This is a genomic window from Streptomyces sp. S4.7, assembly GCF_010384365.1.
Taxonomy (GTDB): domain Bacteria; phylum Actinomycetota; class Actinomycetes; order Streptomycetales; family Streptomycetaceae; genus Streptomyces.
The window spans coordinates 966,343-982,336 of record NZ_CP048397.1 but is presented as its reverse complement, the minus strand read 5'-3'; the positions used below and the strand labels follow the sequence as shown (position 1 = coordinate 982,336).

The window sequence follows — 15,994 nt, the reverse complement described above, 5'->3', positions numbered from 1 at the left end:
GACTGGTTCGTGTCACTCTGTGGCGGGGAGGCGAAGGCCAACCATGGCCAATTCGGGGAAGGTGGACTGATTTAAATGACGCAGTGGACTTCAGCGGTCGGGGCGGCTCAGCTCGCGCGCCAGCTCCACGCCCAGCAGCCGCGACCCGCCGGCCCCGGCACCCGCAAACCGCCCGCCTACCGCGCCCTCGCCGACGGCGTCAGACTGCTCGTCCTCGAAGGCCGCGTACCGGTCGCCGCCCGGCTCCCCGCCGAACGCGAACTGGCCCTCGCGCTCTCCGTCAGCCGTACGACGGTCGCCGCCGCGTACGAGGCCCTGCGCGCCGAGGGGTTCCTCGAATCACGCAGGGGCGCCGGCAGCTGGACCGCCGTACCGGCCGGGAACCCGCTGCCCGCCCGCGGCCTCGAACCGCTGCCGCCGGACGCCCTCGGCTCGATGATCGACCTCGGCTGCGCGGCCCTTCCCGCGCCCGAGCCCTGGCTCACCACCGCCGTGCGCGGCGCCCTGGAAGAGCTGCCGCCGTACGCGCACACCCACGGTGACTACCCGGCGGGGCTGCCCGCGCTGCGCCAGACAATCGCCGACCGGTACACGGCGCGCGGCATCCCGACCATGCCCGAGCAGATCATGGTCACCACCGGCGCGATGGGCGCGATCGACGCGATCTGTCATCTCTTCGCCGGGCGCGGCGAGCGCGTCGCCGTCGAGTCGCCCAGCTACGCGAACATCCTCCAGCTGATGCGCGAGGCGGGCGCCCGGCTCGTTCCCGTCGCCATGGCGGAGGGGCTGGCCGGCTGGGACCTGCCGCGCTGGCGCCAGGTACTGAGGGACGCCGCGCCCCGGCTCGCGTACGTCGTCGCCGACTTCCACAATCCGACGGGCGCCCTGGCCGGTGAGGACCAGCGCAGACAACTGGTCGAGGCGGCGCGTTCGGCGGGGACGGTGCTCGTCGTCGACGAGACGATGTCCGAGCTGTATCTGGACGGGGACCGGCCGGGCGCCGAACTCCCGCCGCCCGTCTGCGCGTTCGACCCGGCGGGCAGCACGGTCCTCACGGTCGGCTCCGCCAGCAAGGCGTTCTGGGCGGGCATGCGCATCGGCTGGGTACGGGCCGCGCCCGAGGTCATCCGCTCACTGGTCTCCGCCCGCGCCTACGCCGACCTCGGCACCCCCGTGCTCGAACAGCTCGCGATCAACTGGCTGATGGGTACCGGCGGCTGGGAGCAGGCGGTCGGCATCCGGCGCGCCCAGGCGGGGGAGAACCGCGACGCGCTGGTGGCGGCCGTGCGCCGGGAGCTGCCGAGCTGGGAGTTCGACGTGCCGCGCGGCGGGCTGACGCTGTGGGTGCGCACCGGCGGACTGTCGGGCTCGCGGATCGCGGAGGTGGGCGAACGGGTCGGCGTACGGGTGCCGGGCGGGCCGCGCTTCGGGGTCGACGGCGCCTTCGAGGGTTATGTGCGGCTGCCGTTCACCGTCGGCGGTCCCGTCGCGGACGAGGCGGCCGTCCGGCTGGCGGCGGCCGCCCGCCTCGTGGAGAGCGGCGCGCGCGCCGGCACGGACACGCCGCGGACGTTCGTCGCCTGACCGCGGCGCCGTCCGGGCGCCCACGGTTTCCGGTCAGCCCTCGGCCGGTACGGCGGTGGGCACCGGCGTCTGGCTCTGCCGCGGTCGCGGCTCGACCCGCGCACGGCCGGGCCGGCCGGGCTCCGCGTCCGGCTCGGCCGTCCGGGTGGCCGTGTCGGTGGGTTCCGTCGTGGCGCCGAGCGGTGTGTGCCGGTCCGGCAGCAGATCCAGCACCGCCCGCCGGTGCGCGTCGCTGGTGGCGTCGTCGTACGGATCGGGCGTCGCCGGGACCTGGAGCCTGAGCACCGGTCCGGTGCCGAGCCGCGCGTAGCCCCGGCCGGTGGGGGTCTGCGGGGTGGGGGTGGTGTGCGGCGGCGCTCCGAGGACCGATGCCAGCTCCTCGCGGGTGGCGGTCCCCAGCACGACCCGGGCGCGGGTGTGCGTCCGTACGGTCCGGCTGAGCGCGTCGAGGGTGTCGAACTGTTCCGCCACGACCACCGTCACGTTCGCCGCCCTGCCGTGCCGCAACGGCACCTGGAGCAGCTCCTGCGGATCGGGCCGCCCGTCGGCCGCCGCCGGGTGGGTGAAGGCGCTCGGCCGGTCCAGCAGGAGCCACAGCGGGCGTCTGGTGTCCTCGGGCACGGCGCGCCCCGACTGCCGGGCGCGGTTGGCGGCGATCAGCCGCCGTTCCGTCTCGTTGGCGGCCCATTCGAGACCGGACAGCGCGCCCGAGAGCCCGCACTCCACGGCGAGGACGCCCGTACGGCCGGTGAGGCTGGCGTACTCGCCGGTCCCGTTGCCGTCCACGATCACGATGTCGCCGTGCGCGAGCGCCTGGAGGGCGATCGAGCGCAGCAGACTCGTGGTGCCGCTTCCGGGGCGCCCCACGACGAGCAGATGAGGCTCGGTCGAGCGGGCACCCGTACGCCAGACCACGGGAGGGGCGTCACGGGTCTCGTCGTCCTGCACGACCGGCACGGTGCGCCGGACGGCGGCCGCGTCGGTGAAGCCGAGCACGGTCTCGCCCGGAGCGGTGACGAAGCGCTGGGCGGCGATACCGGTGGGAAGCGGCGGCAGCACGCTCATGATCAGCTCATTGCCCTCCTCGTCCCAGTCGAAGAGGTACTCCCGGCCCCGCCCGGACTTCGCGTGCAGCAGATGCTCGATCCGGACACGGGAGGAGTCCTCGCCGTCGGTGAAGTAGGCCGGGTACGACACCCGCAGCCGGGTGAGACGCCCGTCGGCGTCGAACTCGTACTCGTCGAAGGCCTTGTCCCACTCGCCGCCGTGGGCGAAGAGCGGACTCGGGTCCTCCGGGACGGAGAAGTACGGCACCAGCGCCTCGTAGAGGGAGCGCAGGCGCTGGAGCTCCGCGTCGGTGGGCCCGTTGCGGGCCGGCGTGCGGTCGCGCCCCTTCCAGCCGGCCACCGCCATCACCGAGATGAGAGTGAGGAGCGGTCCGTAGGGGAGGAGCGCGACCACCAGGACGCAGGCCGCCACCAGGAACAGCGCGGGACCACGCCGCTCCTTGGGCGTGGCGGCCCACTTACGCCGCCCCGAGCCGGCCAGCAGCCGCAGGCCACGCGTGATCGTGATCAGCGGATGGAGGACGTCGGTGGCGCTGTCGGCGGCCGAGCGGGCCATCTCTCGGCTGCGAGCGATGCGAGCGCTGCCTCTGCTCAGAGTGCGGGGGAGTGGTCGCCGGGCCACGTCTGTCTCCTGAAGGTGCGAAAGGTGCGAGAGGGACGGAAGGCGGTCAGAACTTGATCCCGCCCAGCAGGCCGGCGAGGCTGGCGCCTCCGGCCGTGATGCTCGGGGCGATGGCTGTGCCCGCGAGGTAGAAGCCGAAGAGTGCGCAGACGAGGGCGTGGGACGCCTTGAGTCCGTCCTTCCTGAAGAAGAGGAAGACGATGATTCCGAGCAGCACGACGCCTGAGATGGACAGGATCATGAGGGGTTCTCCTGGTCGAGGGGGACAGTCACCATGAGTTCTTCCATGCTCACAGTAAGTATCTATGTGACAAAAGGTGCAAGTGGGTGAAATTCGATGAATTTCACTGGACCGGCGGACGGCGGAAGCTCGCGTACCGCTTGATGCGGCCTGTGTAGCCCCGGAGCGGTCTACGGGGCAGTAATCTGTCGATTCACCCGTACGGCTCCCCGGCCGTACGCCCCAGGTCAGCGACGCGAGAGAGACGGTTCACCGATGAGCGAGACCCCGGACGGCGCGGCTTCGGCCGGCGCGACCCCGCAGAACGGGGCCCCCGGCGGTGGCGCTCCCGACAGTGACGTCGTCGAACTCGCCACGAAGGTCTTCGACCTCGCGCGCCGAGGAGAGGCCGAGACGCTCGCCGCCTACGTCGACGCCGGCGTCCCCGTGAACCTCACCAACGACCGGGGCGACTCACTGGTCATGCTCGCCGCCTATCACGGCCACGCACCCGCCGTCACGGCACTGCTCTCGCGTGGCGCCGAGGCCGACCGCCCCAACGACCGCGGACAGACCCCACTGGCCGGAGCGGTCTTCAAGGGCGAGGACGACGTGATCCGCGCGCTGCTCACCGGCGGGGCCGACCCGACGGCCGGAACACCCTCCGCCGTGGATACAGCGCGCATGTTCGGGAAGACGGACCTGCTGGAGCTGTTCGCAGCGCGGTGAAAGGAGTCGTCGTAAATGTGGTCGCGGTGGCGAAATGGGTGGGTCATCATGACGTCGGGCCCGGAAGGGGCCACCGACGAGAGGCAGAGGAAGATGGTCTACACCAAGCATGAGACGACGGTCGAGCGATGTTGCCGCGCGGCCTAGGCAGCCTAGGCATCCCCACACTCCGGTCGCGTCGACAGCTTGATGTGAGGCTCTCCCCATGTTCGATCCAGTCATAGCGCCGAGCGGCACGCTGCTCGGCCTGCTGCAGAGGGGGCGCGGCGACGGCACCTTGCACGCGCTGGCCGCACCCCGCGCCGAGGCGCTCACCGCCCTCAACCACTGCGTCATGAACGACCCCCGCCACGACTGGCAGGTCGAGAACCGCTCCCTCTACTACGCACGCCTCTACCTGGACCTCCACGGCGATCTCGACGCGCTCGAACACCACCTCTTCCGTGCCGAGGACCACTTCGACACCGAGGAGTCCCGTACCGGGCTCTCCCTCGCCGTACTCGGCCACCTCGCCTCCTACGGACGGGACGACGCCCTGGCGCTCCTGCGCCGGTACGCCGCGTCGGGATCCAACTGGACCTGGGCGCTCGACGAGTTGGCACTGCGCGACGACGACGCGGGCCTGCGGTCGCTCGCCCCGCCGATCCTCGCCAGATTCCCCACGACCGCCGAAGGCGACGCGGAGCTGGCGACCGCGCTCCGGAACGCCTTCGAGCCCCGGCCCTGGCGGCTGTGGGCCGACGACCCGCGCGAGGCGGTCGCCGCACGCGTCAGGGAGGCACGGGAACAGGGCTCCTTCGACCGATGGCAGCAGCAGATGCGGCCGGCCGGCCCGCGCCCCGGCTGGAGCGTCCGGGCCGTCTTCGCGTGGGCGCAGGACGGGCTCGAACGGGGCACCACCCTGCACGTGCCCGCCGCCCGCTGTCTGACGGCGGTCGCCGGACCCGACGACCGTGCCGAGATCGTCGAAGCCGGCCGAAGCGCCCCCGCCGGCGCACGCTCGGCGGCGCTGCACTATCTCGCCGAGGCCCGCGATCCCGCCGTGCTCGACCTGATCGAGGCCGCGGCGACCGACCCGTCGGAGAGTCTGGCCGAGGCCGCAGTCGCCGCCTTCGAGCGGATGTGCGGCGAAGCGGCGGTCGACCGGGCACGCGGCTGGGTGCACCGGCCCGACGCCCTCGGCGCCTCCGCGGCGGGCGTCCTCGCCTCCCGGGGCGGCGCACAGGACTCCCAACTGGTGCTCGGAGCGCTGCGGGAGGCCGTACGGTCCGACGGACCCGACGCGCCCCGTCTGTGGACCCTCGTCGACGGCACCGGGCGGCTCGGCATCGGCTGCGCCGCACCCGTGCTGCGCCACGTGTACCGGGAGACCGCTTCCTCACAACTGCGCGGCCGTACGGCCAGGGCGCTGGCGGCCACCGACCCCTCGTATCCCACGGGATTCGCCGTCGAATGCCTCTGGGACTGCGAGGAGACCACGCGAGAGGTCGCCGCGCTCCACGCCGAGACCGGTGACGTACGGGTCGCCGACCGGCTGCGGCGGCTCGCCGCGGATCCGGCCGAGGAGGCCGAGGTGCAGACCGCCGTACGGAGCCGGATCGGGCCGGACGCGCCCGCCGTCTGACAACGCCCCCCCGCCCGGTGCGGACCGGGCGGGGGGCGGAGCGGGGCCCCGCGGGCCGACCTCCGCGCGCCGGAGGCTTCTACCGGGCAGGGGTGGCCGTACGGACTCCAGCAGATGAACCGCACGGCGCACTCCGGTTCCGATCAGGGGCGCGAACGGTTTCACGGCCGTCGAAGTTCCGCTCGGACCCCCGGAACACCAATGCTCACGGGACGTTTCCCACGCGGAAAGATCCACGTTGGCGGTACCACCCCCGGTACGGCGACAACACGGTTATGCGTGTCGTCATCGTCACCGAGTCCTTCCCGCCCGATGTGAACGGCGTGGCGCACTGCGCCCTGCAGACCGCCCGGCATCTCGTCGCCCGCGGCCATGACCCGCTCGTCATCGCACCGGCATCGTCGTCCGCGGCACTCGCGGGCACCGGGACCGCGTCCCCCTCCCCGTCCCCCGCCGACTCCGCGTCCCCCTCCGCCGCCTTCCGTACGAACGACTCCGACGCACCGTGCCCCGTGGTGCGCATCCCCTCCCTGCCCCTGCCCGGCTATCCCCAGGTACGCGTCGCCCTGCCCAGCCGTCGGGTCGCCGCGACCCTCGCGGCACACCGGGCCGACCTCGTGCACCTCGCCGGGCCGTTCGTCCTCGGCGTACGCGGCATGGCGGCGGCCGCACGGCTGCACATCCCCGCCGTCGCCGTCTACCAGACCGATCTCGCCGGCTACGCCCGCACCTACATGGGCGCGGGCGAGGCGGCGGCCTGGCGGCGGCTGCGCGCCGTGCACAGCGCGGCGGACCGCACACTCGCGCCGTCCAGCGCCGCCGTGAAGGACCTCGCCGAACACCGCGTCCCGCGCGTCAGGCTCTGGCCGCGCGGCGTGGACACCGTCCGGTTCCGGCCCGAGCTGCGCGACGAGGAACTGCGCCGCTCGCTGGCGCCCAACGGCGAGCTGATCGTCGGATACGTCGGCAGACTGGCGCCCGAGAAGCACGTCGAACTCCTCTCCGGGGCCTGCGCGCTGCCCGGCGTACGGGTCGTGATCGTCGGGGACGGGCCGAGCGAGCCGTCCCTGCGCACGGCGCTCCCCGGCGCCGTGTTCCTCGGCCGCCGGACCGGGGACGAACTGGCCCGGATCTTCGCCTCGTTCGACGTGTTCGCGCACACCGGGCCGTACGAGACGTTCTGCCAGACCGTCCAGGAGGCCATGGCCAGTGGCACACCCGTGATCGCCCCGGCGGCGGGCGGACCGCTCGACCTCGTCGACCACGGCCGCACCGGACTGCTCGTGCCGCCCCACGACGCGCGGGCCGTCGCCGACGCCGTACGGAACCTCCGGGCCGACCCGGAACAGCGCGCCTCCTACGGAAGCACGGCACGCGCCACCGTCGAGGGCCGGACATGGGCCGTGGTGGGCGACCAACTGCTCGACCACTACACCGAGGTACTCGGCGAACGCACGGCCGTGGTCGCATGAGCGGCACGGACACCGCCCCTCGCGGCCTGCGGATCGTGCGGCTGGCCAACTTCGTCACCCCGGCCTCCGGCGGCCTGCGGACCGCCCTCCAGGAGCTCGGTTCGGGCTATCTGGGCGCCGGGCACGAACCGGTCCTGGTCGTCCCCGGCGAGCGTCCGAGCGACGAACACACCTCACAGGGGCGGGTGATCACCCTGCCCGGAGCGGTGCTGCCCGGCACCGGCGGCTACCGGGCGCTGACCGACCGCCGACGCCTGCGGGCCCTGCTCGAAAACCTCGCCCCCGACCGCCTGGAGGTCTCCGACCGCACCACCCTGCGGTGGACGGGGGAGTGGGCGCGGCGCAACCGGATACCCGCCGTCATGGTGTCGCACGAGACCGCCGACGGGGTGCTGCGCACCTGGGGTGTACCGACTGTGGCGGCCGGACGCGCCGCCGACCGGCTCAACCGTCGCAGCGCGTGGTCGTACTCACGGATCGTGTGCACCACCGAGTGGGCCGAGCGCGAGTTCGTCCGCATCGGCGCGCGGAACGTGGTGCGCGCGCCCCTGGGTGTCGACCTGCGGCGCTGTCGGCCGGACCGGCGGCGCGAGGCGCTGCGGGCCAGGCACGCGCGCGGGGCCGATGTCCTGCTGTTGCTCTGCTCGCGGCTCTCCGTGGAGAAGCGCCCGGCCGCCGCGCTCGACGCCCTCGCCGCGCTCCGTGCCCGGGGGGTGAAGGCGGCGCTGGTGGTCGCCGGGGACGGCCCGCTGGCGAACGCGCTGGCACGCCGGGCGCGCGAACGGCGGCTGCCCGTGGTGTTCCTCGGGCACGTGGGCGACCGGGAGGACCTGGCGGACCTCCAGGCCGCCGCGGACATCTGCCTGGCTCCCGGCCCGGCCGAGACGTTCGGTCTTTCCGCGCTGGAAGCACTCGCCTGCGGCACCCCGGTTGTCGCCAGCGCGTCGTCGGCACTCCCGGAGATCCTGGGCGCGGCGGGCGGCACGGCGACGGACACACCAGGGGCGTACGCCGACGCCGTACGGGAACTCCTCGACCGCCCGGAGGCCGCCCGGCGCGCCGCCGCGCGGGCGCGGGCCGAACTCTTCGGGTGGGACCGCGCGGTGGCGGCCTTCCTGGCGGCACACGGGGCGCCGGCGGGGGTACCGACGGGGTCTGTGGCGCCCGCGACGCCCGCCGCCGTGCCGCCCGTCGCGGCGCCGCCCGTCCCTCCCGTGCCGCCCGTCGCGGTGTCGCCGGCGCGTCCTGCCGCCGGAGGCGCGGGATGACCGTCTACGCGAACGCCGGGGTGCCGCCCGGAGCCGCTCCCGTCGTGGAGCCCTCCGTACCGAGGCCGATGCGGTTCGCCGCGCTCGGGGACTCACTCACCGCGGGTGTCGGGGACCGGGTGGACGGCGGCTGGCGCGGCTGGGCGGTACTGCTCGCCGAGGCGCTCACGCCGGACGGCGCGACGGCGTGCGCACCGCCGGGGTGCGCCTCCGCCCCCGCCGCGCCCGTCGCCCGCGTCGAACCCTCCGCCGCCTTCCACAACTTCGCCACCAGCGGCGCCCTGACCCGTGACGTCCGTGCGGAACAGACCCCCGCCGCCCTCGCCTTCGGGCCCGACATCGCCTCCGTCGTCGTCGGCGTCAACGACACCCTCCGCCGTGCCTTCGACATCGCCTCCATCGCCCGCGCCCTCGACGAGGTGTGCGCCGCCCTCACAGCGCGCGGTACCGTCCTGCTCACCGCCTGCCTCCCCGACCCCGGCGTCATGCTCGGCCTGCCCGGGCCGCTCGCGAGACCCCTCGCGCGCAGACAACGCGCGGTCAACACCCTCGTCCACGCGCTCTCCGCGCGGTACGGCGCCGTCCATCTGCACGCCGCCGACCCGGCGTGGGTCGCCGACCGCTCGCTGTGGAGCGCCGACCGGCTGCACCCCGGCGAACGCGGCCACCGGATGATCGCCGCGCGTTTCCACGCGATGCTGACCGAGCGCGGCCTGACGCTGGGCCCGTCACCGTCACCGGAGCCCGAACGGCCGCCGCCCACCCGGACGGAGACGCTGCTCTGGCTGGCCACGGCGGGCACCGGCTGGATGGTGCGCAGAAGCACCGATCTGCTCCCCGAATTGCTGTTGCTGGCGGGAGGCGAGATGCGCCACCGGGCGCGCGGCACGGCCACCCGGCTCGATCTGCGCGCCGAGCACGCGCTCTCCCGTGCGCTGACGGCCCTGCCGCCGACCCGTCCGCTTGCGAGAATGGGGGAATGACTGGGCGCTGGGAATTCTGGATCGACCGTGGCGGCACCTTCACCGACGTGGTGGGGCGGCGGCCCGACGGACGGCTCGTCACAAGGAAGCTGCTCTCGCACAACCCGGAGCAGTACGACGACGCCGCGGTGGCCGGGATCCGCCTGCTGCTCGGAGTGGCGCCGGAAGATCCGGTGCCGGCCGACCGGATCGACGTCGTCAAGATGGGTACCACCGTCGCCACCAACGCACTGCTGGAGCGCCGTGGTGAGCCGACCGTCCTCCTCGTGACCGAGGGCTTCGGCGACGCCCTGCGGATCGCGTACCAGAACCGGCCCCGTCTCTTCGACCGTCACATCGTGCTGCCGGACGCGGTCTACGAGCGCGTCATCGAGGTGCCCGAACGCGTCGACGCGCACGGTGCGACCGTGCGGCCGCTCGACACGGAGGCCGTCGCCGCACGGCTGCGGGAGGCGTACGACGACGGCTTCCGCAGCGCCGCCGTCGTCCTCGTGCACGGCTACCGCCACCCCGACCACGAGATCGCCGTCGCGGAAGCGGCCCGCGCGGCGGGCTTCACCCAGGTCAGCTCCTCACACGAGGTGAGCCCCCTGATCAAACTGGTGCCACGGGGCGACACCACCGTCGTGGACGCGTACCTCTCCCCGATCCTGCGGCGCTACGTCGACGAGATCGCCCCCGAACTCCGCGGCATCCGGCTGATGTTCATGCAGTCCAACGGAGGGCTGCGCGAGGCGGCCCACTTCCGTGGGAAGGACGCCGTGCTGTCCGGGCCGGCCGGCGGTGTCGTCGGCATGGCGCGTACCTCCGGACAGGCGGGCCACGACCGCGTCGTCGGCTTCGACATGGGCGGCACGTCGACCGACGTCTCGCACTACGCGGGCGAGTTCGAGCGCGAACTGGGCACACAGGTCGCCGGGGTCCGGATGCGGGCCCCCATGATGAACATCCACACCGTGGCGGCCGGCGGGGGCTCCGTACTCCACTTCGACGGCCAGCGCTACCGCGTCGGCCCCGACTCCGCGGGCGCCGTGCCGGGCCCCGCCTGCTACCGCCGGGGCGGCCCGCTCACCGTCACCGACGCCAACGTGATGCTCGGCCGGGTGCAGCCGGACCACTTCCCCGCCGTGTTCGGACCCGACGGAGACCAGCCGCTGGACGCCGACGTGGTGCGTGAGCGCTTCACCGCGCTCGCCCGTGAGGTCGAGAAGGCCACCGGCGTACGGCGCGAACCGGCCGAAGTCGCCGCCGGCTTCCTGGAGATCGCCGTGCTGAACATGGCCAGCGCGGTCAAGAAGATCTCCGTGCAGCGCGGCCACGACATCACCCGTTACGCGCTCACCAGCTTCGGCGGCGCGGGCGGCCAGCACGCGTGCGCCGTCGCGGACGCGCTCGGCGTCGACACGGTGATCGTGCCGCCGCTCGCCGGGGTCCTCTCCGCGTACGGCATCGGGCTCGCCGACGCCACCGCCATGCGGGAGCAGTCGGTGGAGGCCGAACTCGGCGACGGCGACCGGGAAGACGGTGGCGGTGACGGCGGTGACGGCGGCGGCACGATCGGCCGGGTGCGGGAGGTGTGCGCCGCCCTCGCCGAGCGCACCCGCGCCGAACTGCGCGCCGACTCCGTCCCGGACGCCGCGATCACCACCCACGCGCGCGTGCTGCTCCGGTACGCCGGAACGGACGCGAGCCTGGCGGTCCCCCTCGGCGGCGCCGCCGGGATGAAGGCGGCCTTCGAGGAGGAACACCGCTCGCGCTACGCCTTCACCATGGACAAGCCCCTGGTGGTGGAGGCCGTGTCGGTCGAAGCCGTCGGGAAGGCCGCGTCGCACGGCACGTACGCGGCCGGATCGACCTCGGTGGAAGGCGACGGCGGGTCCGTACCGCCCGCGAACGTAACGATGTTCGTCGACGGCACCGAGCGCGACTGCCCGCTGCTGCGGCGCGGTGATCTGCGGCCCGCCGACACCGTGACGGGCCCCGCGATGATCGCCGAGGACGACGCGACGACCGTCGTGGACGCGGGCTGGCAGGCGGTGGTCGGCGACCTCGGACATCTGCTCCTGACCCGGGTACACCCCCGCCCCACCAGGGTCGCGGCGGGCACCGACGTGGACCCCGTACTGCTCGAGGTCTTCAACAACCTCTTCATGGCCATCGCCGAGCAGATGGGCGTACGGCTGGAGAACACCGCCCACTCCGTCAACATCAAGGAACGGCTCGACTTCTCCTGCGCGCTCTTCGACGCCGAGGGCAACCTGATCGCCAACGCGCCGCACATCCCCGTCCACCTCGGCTCCATGGGCGAGTCCATCAAGGAGGTGCTGAAGCGCGACGAGGGCTCGATCCGCCCCGGCGACGTGTACGCCGTCAACGACCCGTACCACGGAGGCACCCATCTGCCCGATGTGACGGTGGTGACGCCGGTCTTCGACGAACAGGGCGAACGGCTGCGCTTCCTCGTCGCCTCGCGCGGTCACCACGCGGAGATCGGCGGCATCACGCCCGGTTCGATGCCCGCCTTCAGCCGGACCATCCACGAGGAGGGCGTGCTCTTCGACAACTGGCTCCTCGTACGCGACGGCAGGCTCCGCGAGGCCGAGACCCGCGGACTGCTCGCCGGCGCGCCGTACCCCTCCCGCGACCCGGACACCAACCTCGCCGACCTGCGCGCCCAGATCGCCGCGAACGAGAAGGGCATCGCCGAACTGCGCCGTATGACCGAGCAGTTCGGCCACGACGTCGTCGACGCCTACATGGGACACGTACGGCGCAACGCGGAGGAGTCCGTACGCCGCATCATCGCCGGGCTGAGCGACGGGACGTACCGCTACGAGACCGACAACGGCGCGGTCATCGAGGTCGCCGTGCGGGTCGACCGCGAGGCGCGCGGGGCGGTCGTGGACTTCACCGGCACCTCGCCGCAGCAGGAGGGCAACTTCAACGCGCCCAAATCCGTGGTGATGGCGGCCGTCCTGTACGTCTTCCGGACACTGGTCGCCGACGACATCCCGCTCAACAGCGGCTGTCTGGCGCCGCTGGACGTGCGGGTGCCCGAGGGCTCGATGCTGTCCCCGGCCTTCCCGGCGGCGACGGTGGCGGGCAATGTGGAGACCTCGCAGGCCGTCACGGGGGCGCTGTACGCGGCGCTCGGTGTCCAGGCCGAGGGCTCGGGCACCATGAACAACCTCACGTTCGGCAACGAACGCGTCCAGTACTACGAAACGGTGGCCAGCGGATCGGGCGCGGGGGAGGGCTTCGACGGCGCCGACGCCGTCCAGACCCACATGACCAACTCCCGCCTCACCGATCCCGAAGTGCTCGAATGGCGCTACCCGGTGCGGGTCGACGGATTCGCCGTGCGGGACGGCAGCGGCGGCCGGGGCCGCTGGACCGGCGGGAACGGAGTCGTACGGCGCATCCGCTTCCTGGAGCCCATGACGGTGACGCTGCTGACCGGGCACCGCACGGTCCCGCCTTACGGCATGGCGGGCGGCGGGGCCGGCGAACTCGGCGCCAACGAGGTGGAAAGGGCCGACGGAGCGCGCACGGCGCTGAAGGGCGTCGACTCGGTCGACGTCGCCGTGGACGACGTGCTGGTGCTGCGCACCCCGGGCGGCGGGGGGTACGGAACGCCACGCTGAACCCGCCAACTGGTCGGCACCGGCGCGAACCCGGCACCTCGCCGAGCCCGGCACCCGGCCGAACCCGCCACCGCGCCGCTCGTGATCGAGCCGAACCCGCCCGGCGCGGCGGGCCGGTGGGCGGACCGCCGCCCGCCCGCCGGCCCTCTGCCGCCGCTGGGGCTTCTGCGTCGTTTCGACCGTTGTCGGTCCGAGGACCTAATCTGTGCAGCGTGACTTCGCCTGCCTCGACGGACTCCGTTCCGCCCCAGCTCAGCGCGGCGCCGCGGCTCGCCCAGGGCCCGGCCGCCGACGAAGGGCTGGCGCGGCGGCTGCGCGCGCTCGCGTGCACCGCGCCGCTGCACGATCTCGACACCCGCAAGGCCAATCTGGCGGGTGAGTACTCCGTCTACGCGATGGCGGAGGTCGCGCTCTCGGCGATCGACCTCGTGACGCTCAACATGGACTTCGACACGGGCGCGGACCACGAGCAGATAGTGGCCAGACTCCTGCCGCGCGTCGCGGCCCAGGCACCGCACCGCCCGGTCACCGAGCACGAGCGGGTCGCCCGCTGGGTGCTGGAGAACCTGATCAACGTCGGCAGCGTCGACCGCGGATTCCGCGCCGTGTACGGCACGTTCGGCGCCGACGGCGTCTACACCCGCCGCGACTACGACTTCAAACTGATCGAGGAAGTCCCCGGCCACGGCGGCAGCGTCTATCTGCGCACCACCGACGAGGCGGTCAACGTGCTGGTGGGCGCGCTGGACACGGATGTCACCAGCGCGCAGATCGCCGCCGAGGTCAAACTGGAGGTGCTGATCAACAGGGGGCGGCTCGCCGACGCCCAACTCGCCGCCGAACAGGCCCGGTACCGCACCGTGCAGTACGCGGAGACCCTGCGCAGGACCCTGGAGGCGACCCGGCGCAACGTCCGCGCCGTCGACTGGCTCAACGCCGTGCCCGACATGATCGCCGAGGCGCTCGACCACGTCGCCGACCGCTATCGCCACGAGAACGCCATCCTGAACAACATCCGCAAGTCACGTGACGAGGCGGAGACCGGCGCCGACCCGAAGACGGCCGAGCACAAGCGGCGCGCCGCCGAGCTGGTCGACATCGTCAAGGACTGCATCCGCAGACACACCCAGCTCCAGTCCCGGCTGCTGGAGGCCGGCCCGCTGTTCCGCGCCGAGCAGGACCGCCAGGCGTTCGCCGAGCCCACCAGCCGGACGGGGCTCGATCTGTACGGCCAACTCGTCGCCCCGCTCCTCCCGCTGTCCGTCGACCGGGCGAGCCGGGTCACCGACGCGTTCTTCGCCCGAGGCACCGGTCTGCGCACCCCCGCCTCCGTACGGGTGGGCGACCTCGTGGACCTGCTGCTCACCCCGCCCGTGGAGCGCGAACACCTGGGGGCGGAGATGCCCGAGCCCGATCTGATCGCGACGCCCGACGACAGCCGGTTCAGCGAGGAGCAGTTGGCGAGCGCGATGGAGCTGCTCGACCTGGAGCACGACGCGCCACGCAGACTCTCGGGCCTGCTCGCCGAGGCCCGCCGCCGCGATCCCGACCTGCCCTATCTGGTCGCGCTGCTCGCCGTCCACGCGGCCAGTCCGCCGGTCGGCACGGCCTACCGGCAGGGCGAGGAGCGGCTGTTGTTCGCCGTCGACGACGGAACTCCCCTCGACGACCCGGAGTTCGGCGGGGCCGACCTCATAGTGGGCACTGCCCTGCTGGACGCCGCAGGCATGACCGCCGACCGTAAGGAGGCGGCATGACGCCCACCGACGTCGCCCCAATCGCCGGCCTCCGCGCCACCCTCAACAGGACGACCCCCAGCAAGGAGCAGCGGCCGTGAGCGACCACCAGGCAGAGCACGCCGCCGCGTGGGGCGAGCCGGGCGGCACCGACACGGCCCGCGCGACCGCCCCCGCGCCGGGCGGCGCCGTCACCCCCGCCGACGCGGCCGACGCGGCCCGGCTCGTCTCCTTCGGACTCCAGCCCAAACTGCTGCCCGCGCGCGACGCCGAATACGCCGACCTGCTGCGCCGCTACCGCGAGGAGCCGGCCTTCGCGCGGCTCTCCGACGCGGTCGCCACCGGCCTCGGTCTCGTCGTCCTCGAAGTCTCGTCCCGCGCGGGGATGGCCGTGACGGCCGGCGAGGACTCCGTGTTCGCCGTCCGCATGGGCGACTACGCCCGCCGCGTCTCGACCGACTCCGCCGACCGGTTCCTGCACGGCCTCGCCCATCTCGCCGTCGCCGCCATGGCCTTCCCCCGCCCCGAGGACCTCGCCGACGACGGCTACATCGGCCGGATCACCGTCAACGGTGTCGACGCCTTCGTACGGCAGGCATGCCGCAGGCTGGAGGAACAGGCAGAGGAACAGGGCGAGAACACCGACCCCGAGACGGACGCCCCCGGCCTCGAATCGGCCTGGCGCATCTACGCGCGCCGCAGCGCGACCGGAGCCACCAAGGACGCGCGGCGCCTCGCGGGCTCCACCACCGGCATCATCGGCAAGGCCATGGCCTTCCTCACCGACTCCGGGTTCCTGCACCGCACCGGCGACGACGCCGGAGGCGCGTACCGCACCACGGCCCGCTACCAGCTCCAGGTCCGCGACATGGCCGGCAGCGCCGCCATGGCCGAACTGCTGGCCCTGGGCGTCGTTCCGGTCACCGACGGATCGGCCACGCTGCTCCCCCCACCCGACCCGGACGACCTCGGCCTGGTCGCCGACGCCGGACTGCCCTTCCACTCCTGAACGGCCCGATGGCCGAGCGGATCGCAGCCCCCGCGC

At 73.4% G+C, this 15,994-nt stretch carries 11 protein-coding genes; 9 read left to right on the top strand and 2 right to left on the bottom strand.

The genetic code is table 11. From position 1 onward, the window contains the following. The first annotated feature begins 75 nt into the window (after positions 1-75). Positions 76-1,584, top strand: coding sequence for a PLP-dependent aminotransferase family protein (locus SSPS47_RS04210; protein WP_164248841.1), 1,509 nt, complete (start codon positions 76-78; stop codon positions 1,582-1,584). A gap of 33 nt (positions 1,585-1,617) precedes the next feature. Here SSPS47_RS04210 and SSPS47_RS04205 read toward each other — a convergent pair whose 3' ends face one another. Both SSPS47_RS04205 and SSPS47_RS04200 read right to left on the bottom strand, forming a co-directional pair. Further along, positions 1,618-3,273 carry an ABC transporter ATP-binding protein gene (locus tag SSPS47_RS04205; protein ID WP_164248840.1) on the bottom strand — a complete coding sequence of 552 codons (1,656 nt, stop codon included), beginning with the start codon at positions 3,271-3,273 and terminating at the stop codon, positions 1,618-1,620. Positions 3,274-3,319: 46 nt separating this feature from the next. Further along, positions 3,320-3,514: a hypothetical protein gene (locus SSPS47_RS04200; RefSeq protein WP_055611072.1), complete on the bottom strand. Its 195-nt coding sequence runs from the start codon at positions 3,512-3,514 to the stop codon at positions 3,320-3,322. Between the two features lie 255 nt (positions 3,515-3,769). Here SSPS47_RS04200 and SSPS47_RS04195 point away from each other — a divergent pair, with 255 nt between their 5' ends. The 8 genes from SSPS47_RS04195 to SSPS47_RS04160 all read left to right on the top strand — a co-directional run bounded on the left by SSPS47_RS04195 (position 3,770) and on the right by SSPS47_RS04160 (position 15,958). Next, entirely contained in the window at positions 3,770-4,222 is a 453-nt protein-coding gene (locus SSPS47_RS04195) for an ankyrin repeat domain-containing protein (RefSeq protein WP_164248838.1), read from the top strand. A gap of 205 nt (positions 4,223-4,427) precedes the next feature. Next, positions 4,428-5,846, top strand: coding sequence for a HEAT repeat domain-containing protein (locus SSPS47_RS04190; protein WP_164248836.1), 1,419 nt, complete (start codon positions 4,428-4,430; stop codon positions 5,844-5,846). Positions 5,847-6,121: 275 nt separating this feature from the next. After that, complete coding sequence (locus SSPS47_RS04185) at positions 6,122-7,318, top strand: glycosyltransferase family 1 protein (RefSeq protein ID WP_164248834.1); 1,197 nt, start codon at positions 6,122-6,124, stop codon at positions 7,316-7,318. Then, positions 7,315-8,586 carry a glycosyltransferase gene (locus SSPS47_RS04180; protein ID WP_164248832.1) on the top strand — a complete coding sequence of 424 codons (1,272 nt, stop codon included), beginning with the start codon at positions 7,315-7,317 and terminating at the stop codon, positions 8,584-8,586. Before SSPS47_RS04185 ends, SSPS47_RS04180 begins: the two co-directional genes overlap by 4 nt. 68 nt (positions 8,587-8,654) lie before the next feature. Beyond that, complete coding sequence (locus SSPS47_RS04175; RefSeq protein WP_239065213.1) at positions 8,655-9,569, top strand: SGNH/GDSL hydrolase family protein; 915 nt, start codon at positions 8,655-8,657, stop codon at positions 9,567-9,569. Next, positions 9,566-13,213 carry a hydantoinase B/oxoprolinase family protein gene (locus tag SSPS47_RS04170; RefSeq protein WP_164248829.1) on the top strand — a complete coding sequence of 1,216 codons (3,648 nt, stop codon included), beginning with the start codon at positions 9,566-9,568 and terminating at the stop codon, positions 13,211-13,213. The genes SSPS47_RS04175 and SSPS47_RS04170 overlap by 4 nt, the downstream gene beginning before the upstream one ends. Before the next feature lie 212 nt (positions 13,214-13,425). Next, positions 13,426-14,970 (top strand): hypothetical protein, encoded by a 1,545-nt coding sequence (locus tag SSPS47_RS04165; RefSeq protein WP_164248827.1) that lies wholly within the window; start codon positions 13,426-13,428, stop codon positions 14,968-14,970. 76 nt (positions 14,971-15,046) lie between these two features. After that, positions 15,047-15,958, top strand: a complete 912-nt coding sequence (locus tag SSPS47_RS04160) for a hypothetical protein (RefSeq protein WP_164248825.1) — start codon at positions 15,047-15,049, stop codon at positions 15,956-15,958. Positions 15,959-15,994: the final 36 nt, after the last annotated feature.

Coding starts and splice junctions, on each gene's coding strand:
- SSPS47_RS04210 (WP_164248841.1), top strand. CDS start 76: ATGACGCAGTGGACTTCAGCGGTCGGGGCGGCTCAGCTCGCGCGCCAG.
- SSPS47_RS04195 (WP_164248838.1), top strand. CDS start 3,770: ATGAGCGAGACCCCGGACGGCGCGGCTTCGGCCGGCGCGACCCCGCAG.
- SSPS47_RS04175 (WP_239065213.1), top strand. CDS start 8,655: ATGCGGTTCGCCGCGCTCGGGGACTCACTCACCGCGGGTGTCGGGGAC.
- SSPS47_RS04185 (WP_164248834.1), top strand. CDS start 6,122: ATGCGTGTCGTCATCGTCACCGAGTCCTTCCCGCCCGATGTGAACGGC.
- SSPS47_RS04170 (WP_164248829.1), top strand. CDS start 9,566: ATGACTGGGCGCTGGGAATTCTGGATCGACCGTGGCGGCACCTTCACC.
- SSPS47_RS04200 (WP_055611072.1), bottom strand. CDS start 3,514: ATGATCCTGTCCATCTCAGGCGTCGTGCTGCTCGGAATCATCGTCTTC.
- SSPS47_RS04180 (WP_164248832.1), top strand. CDS start 7,315: ATGAGCGGCACGGACACCGCCCCTCGCGGCCTGCGGATCGTGCGGCTG.
- SSPS47_RS04190 (WP_164248836.1), top strand. CDS start 4,428: ATGTTCGATCCAGTCATAGCGCCGAGCGGCACGCTGCTCGGCCTGCTG.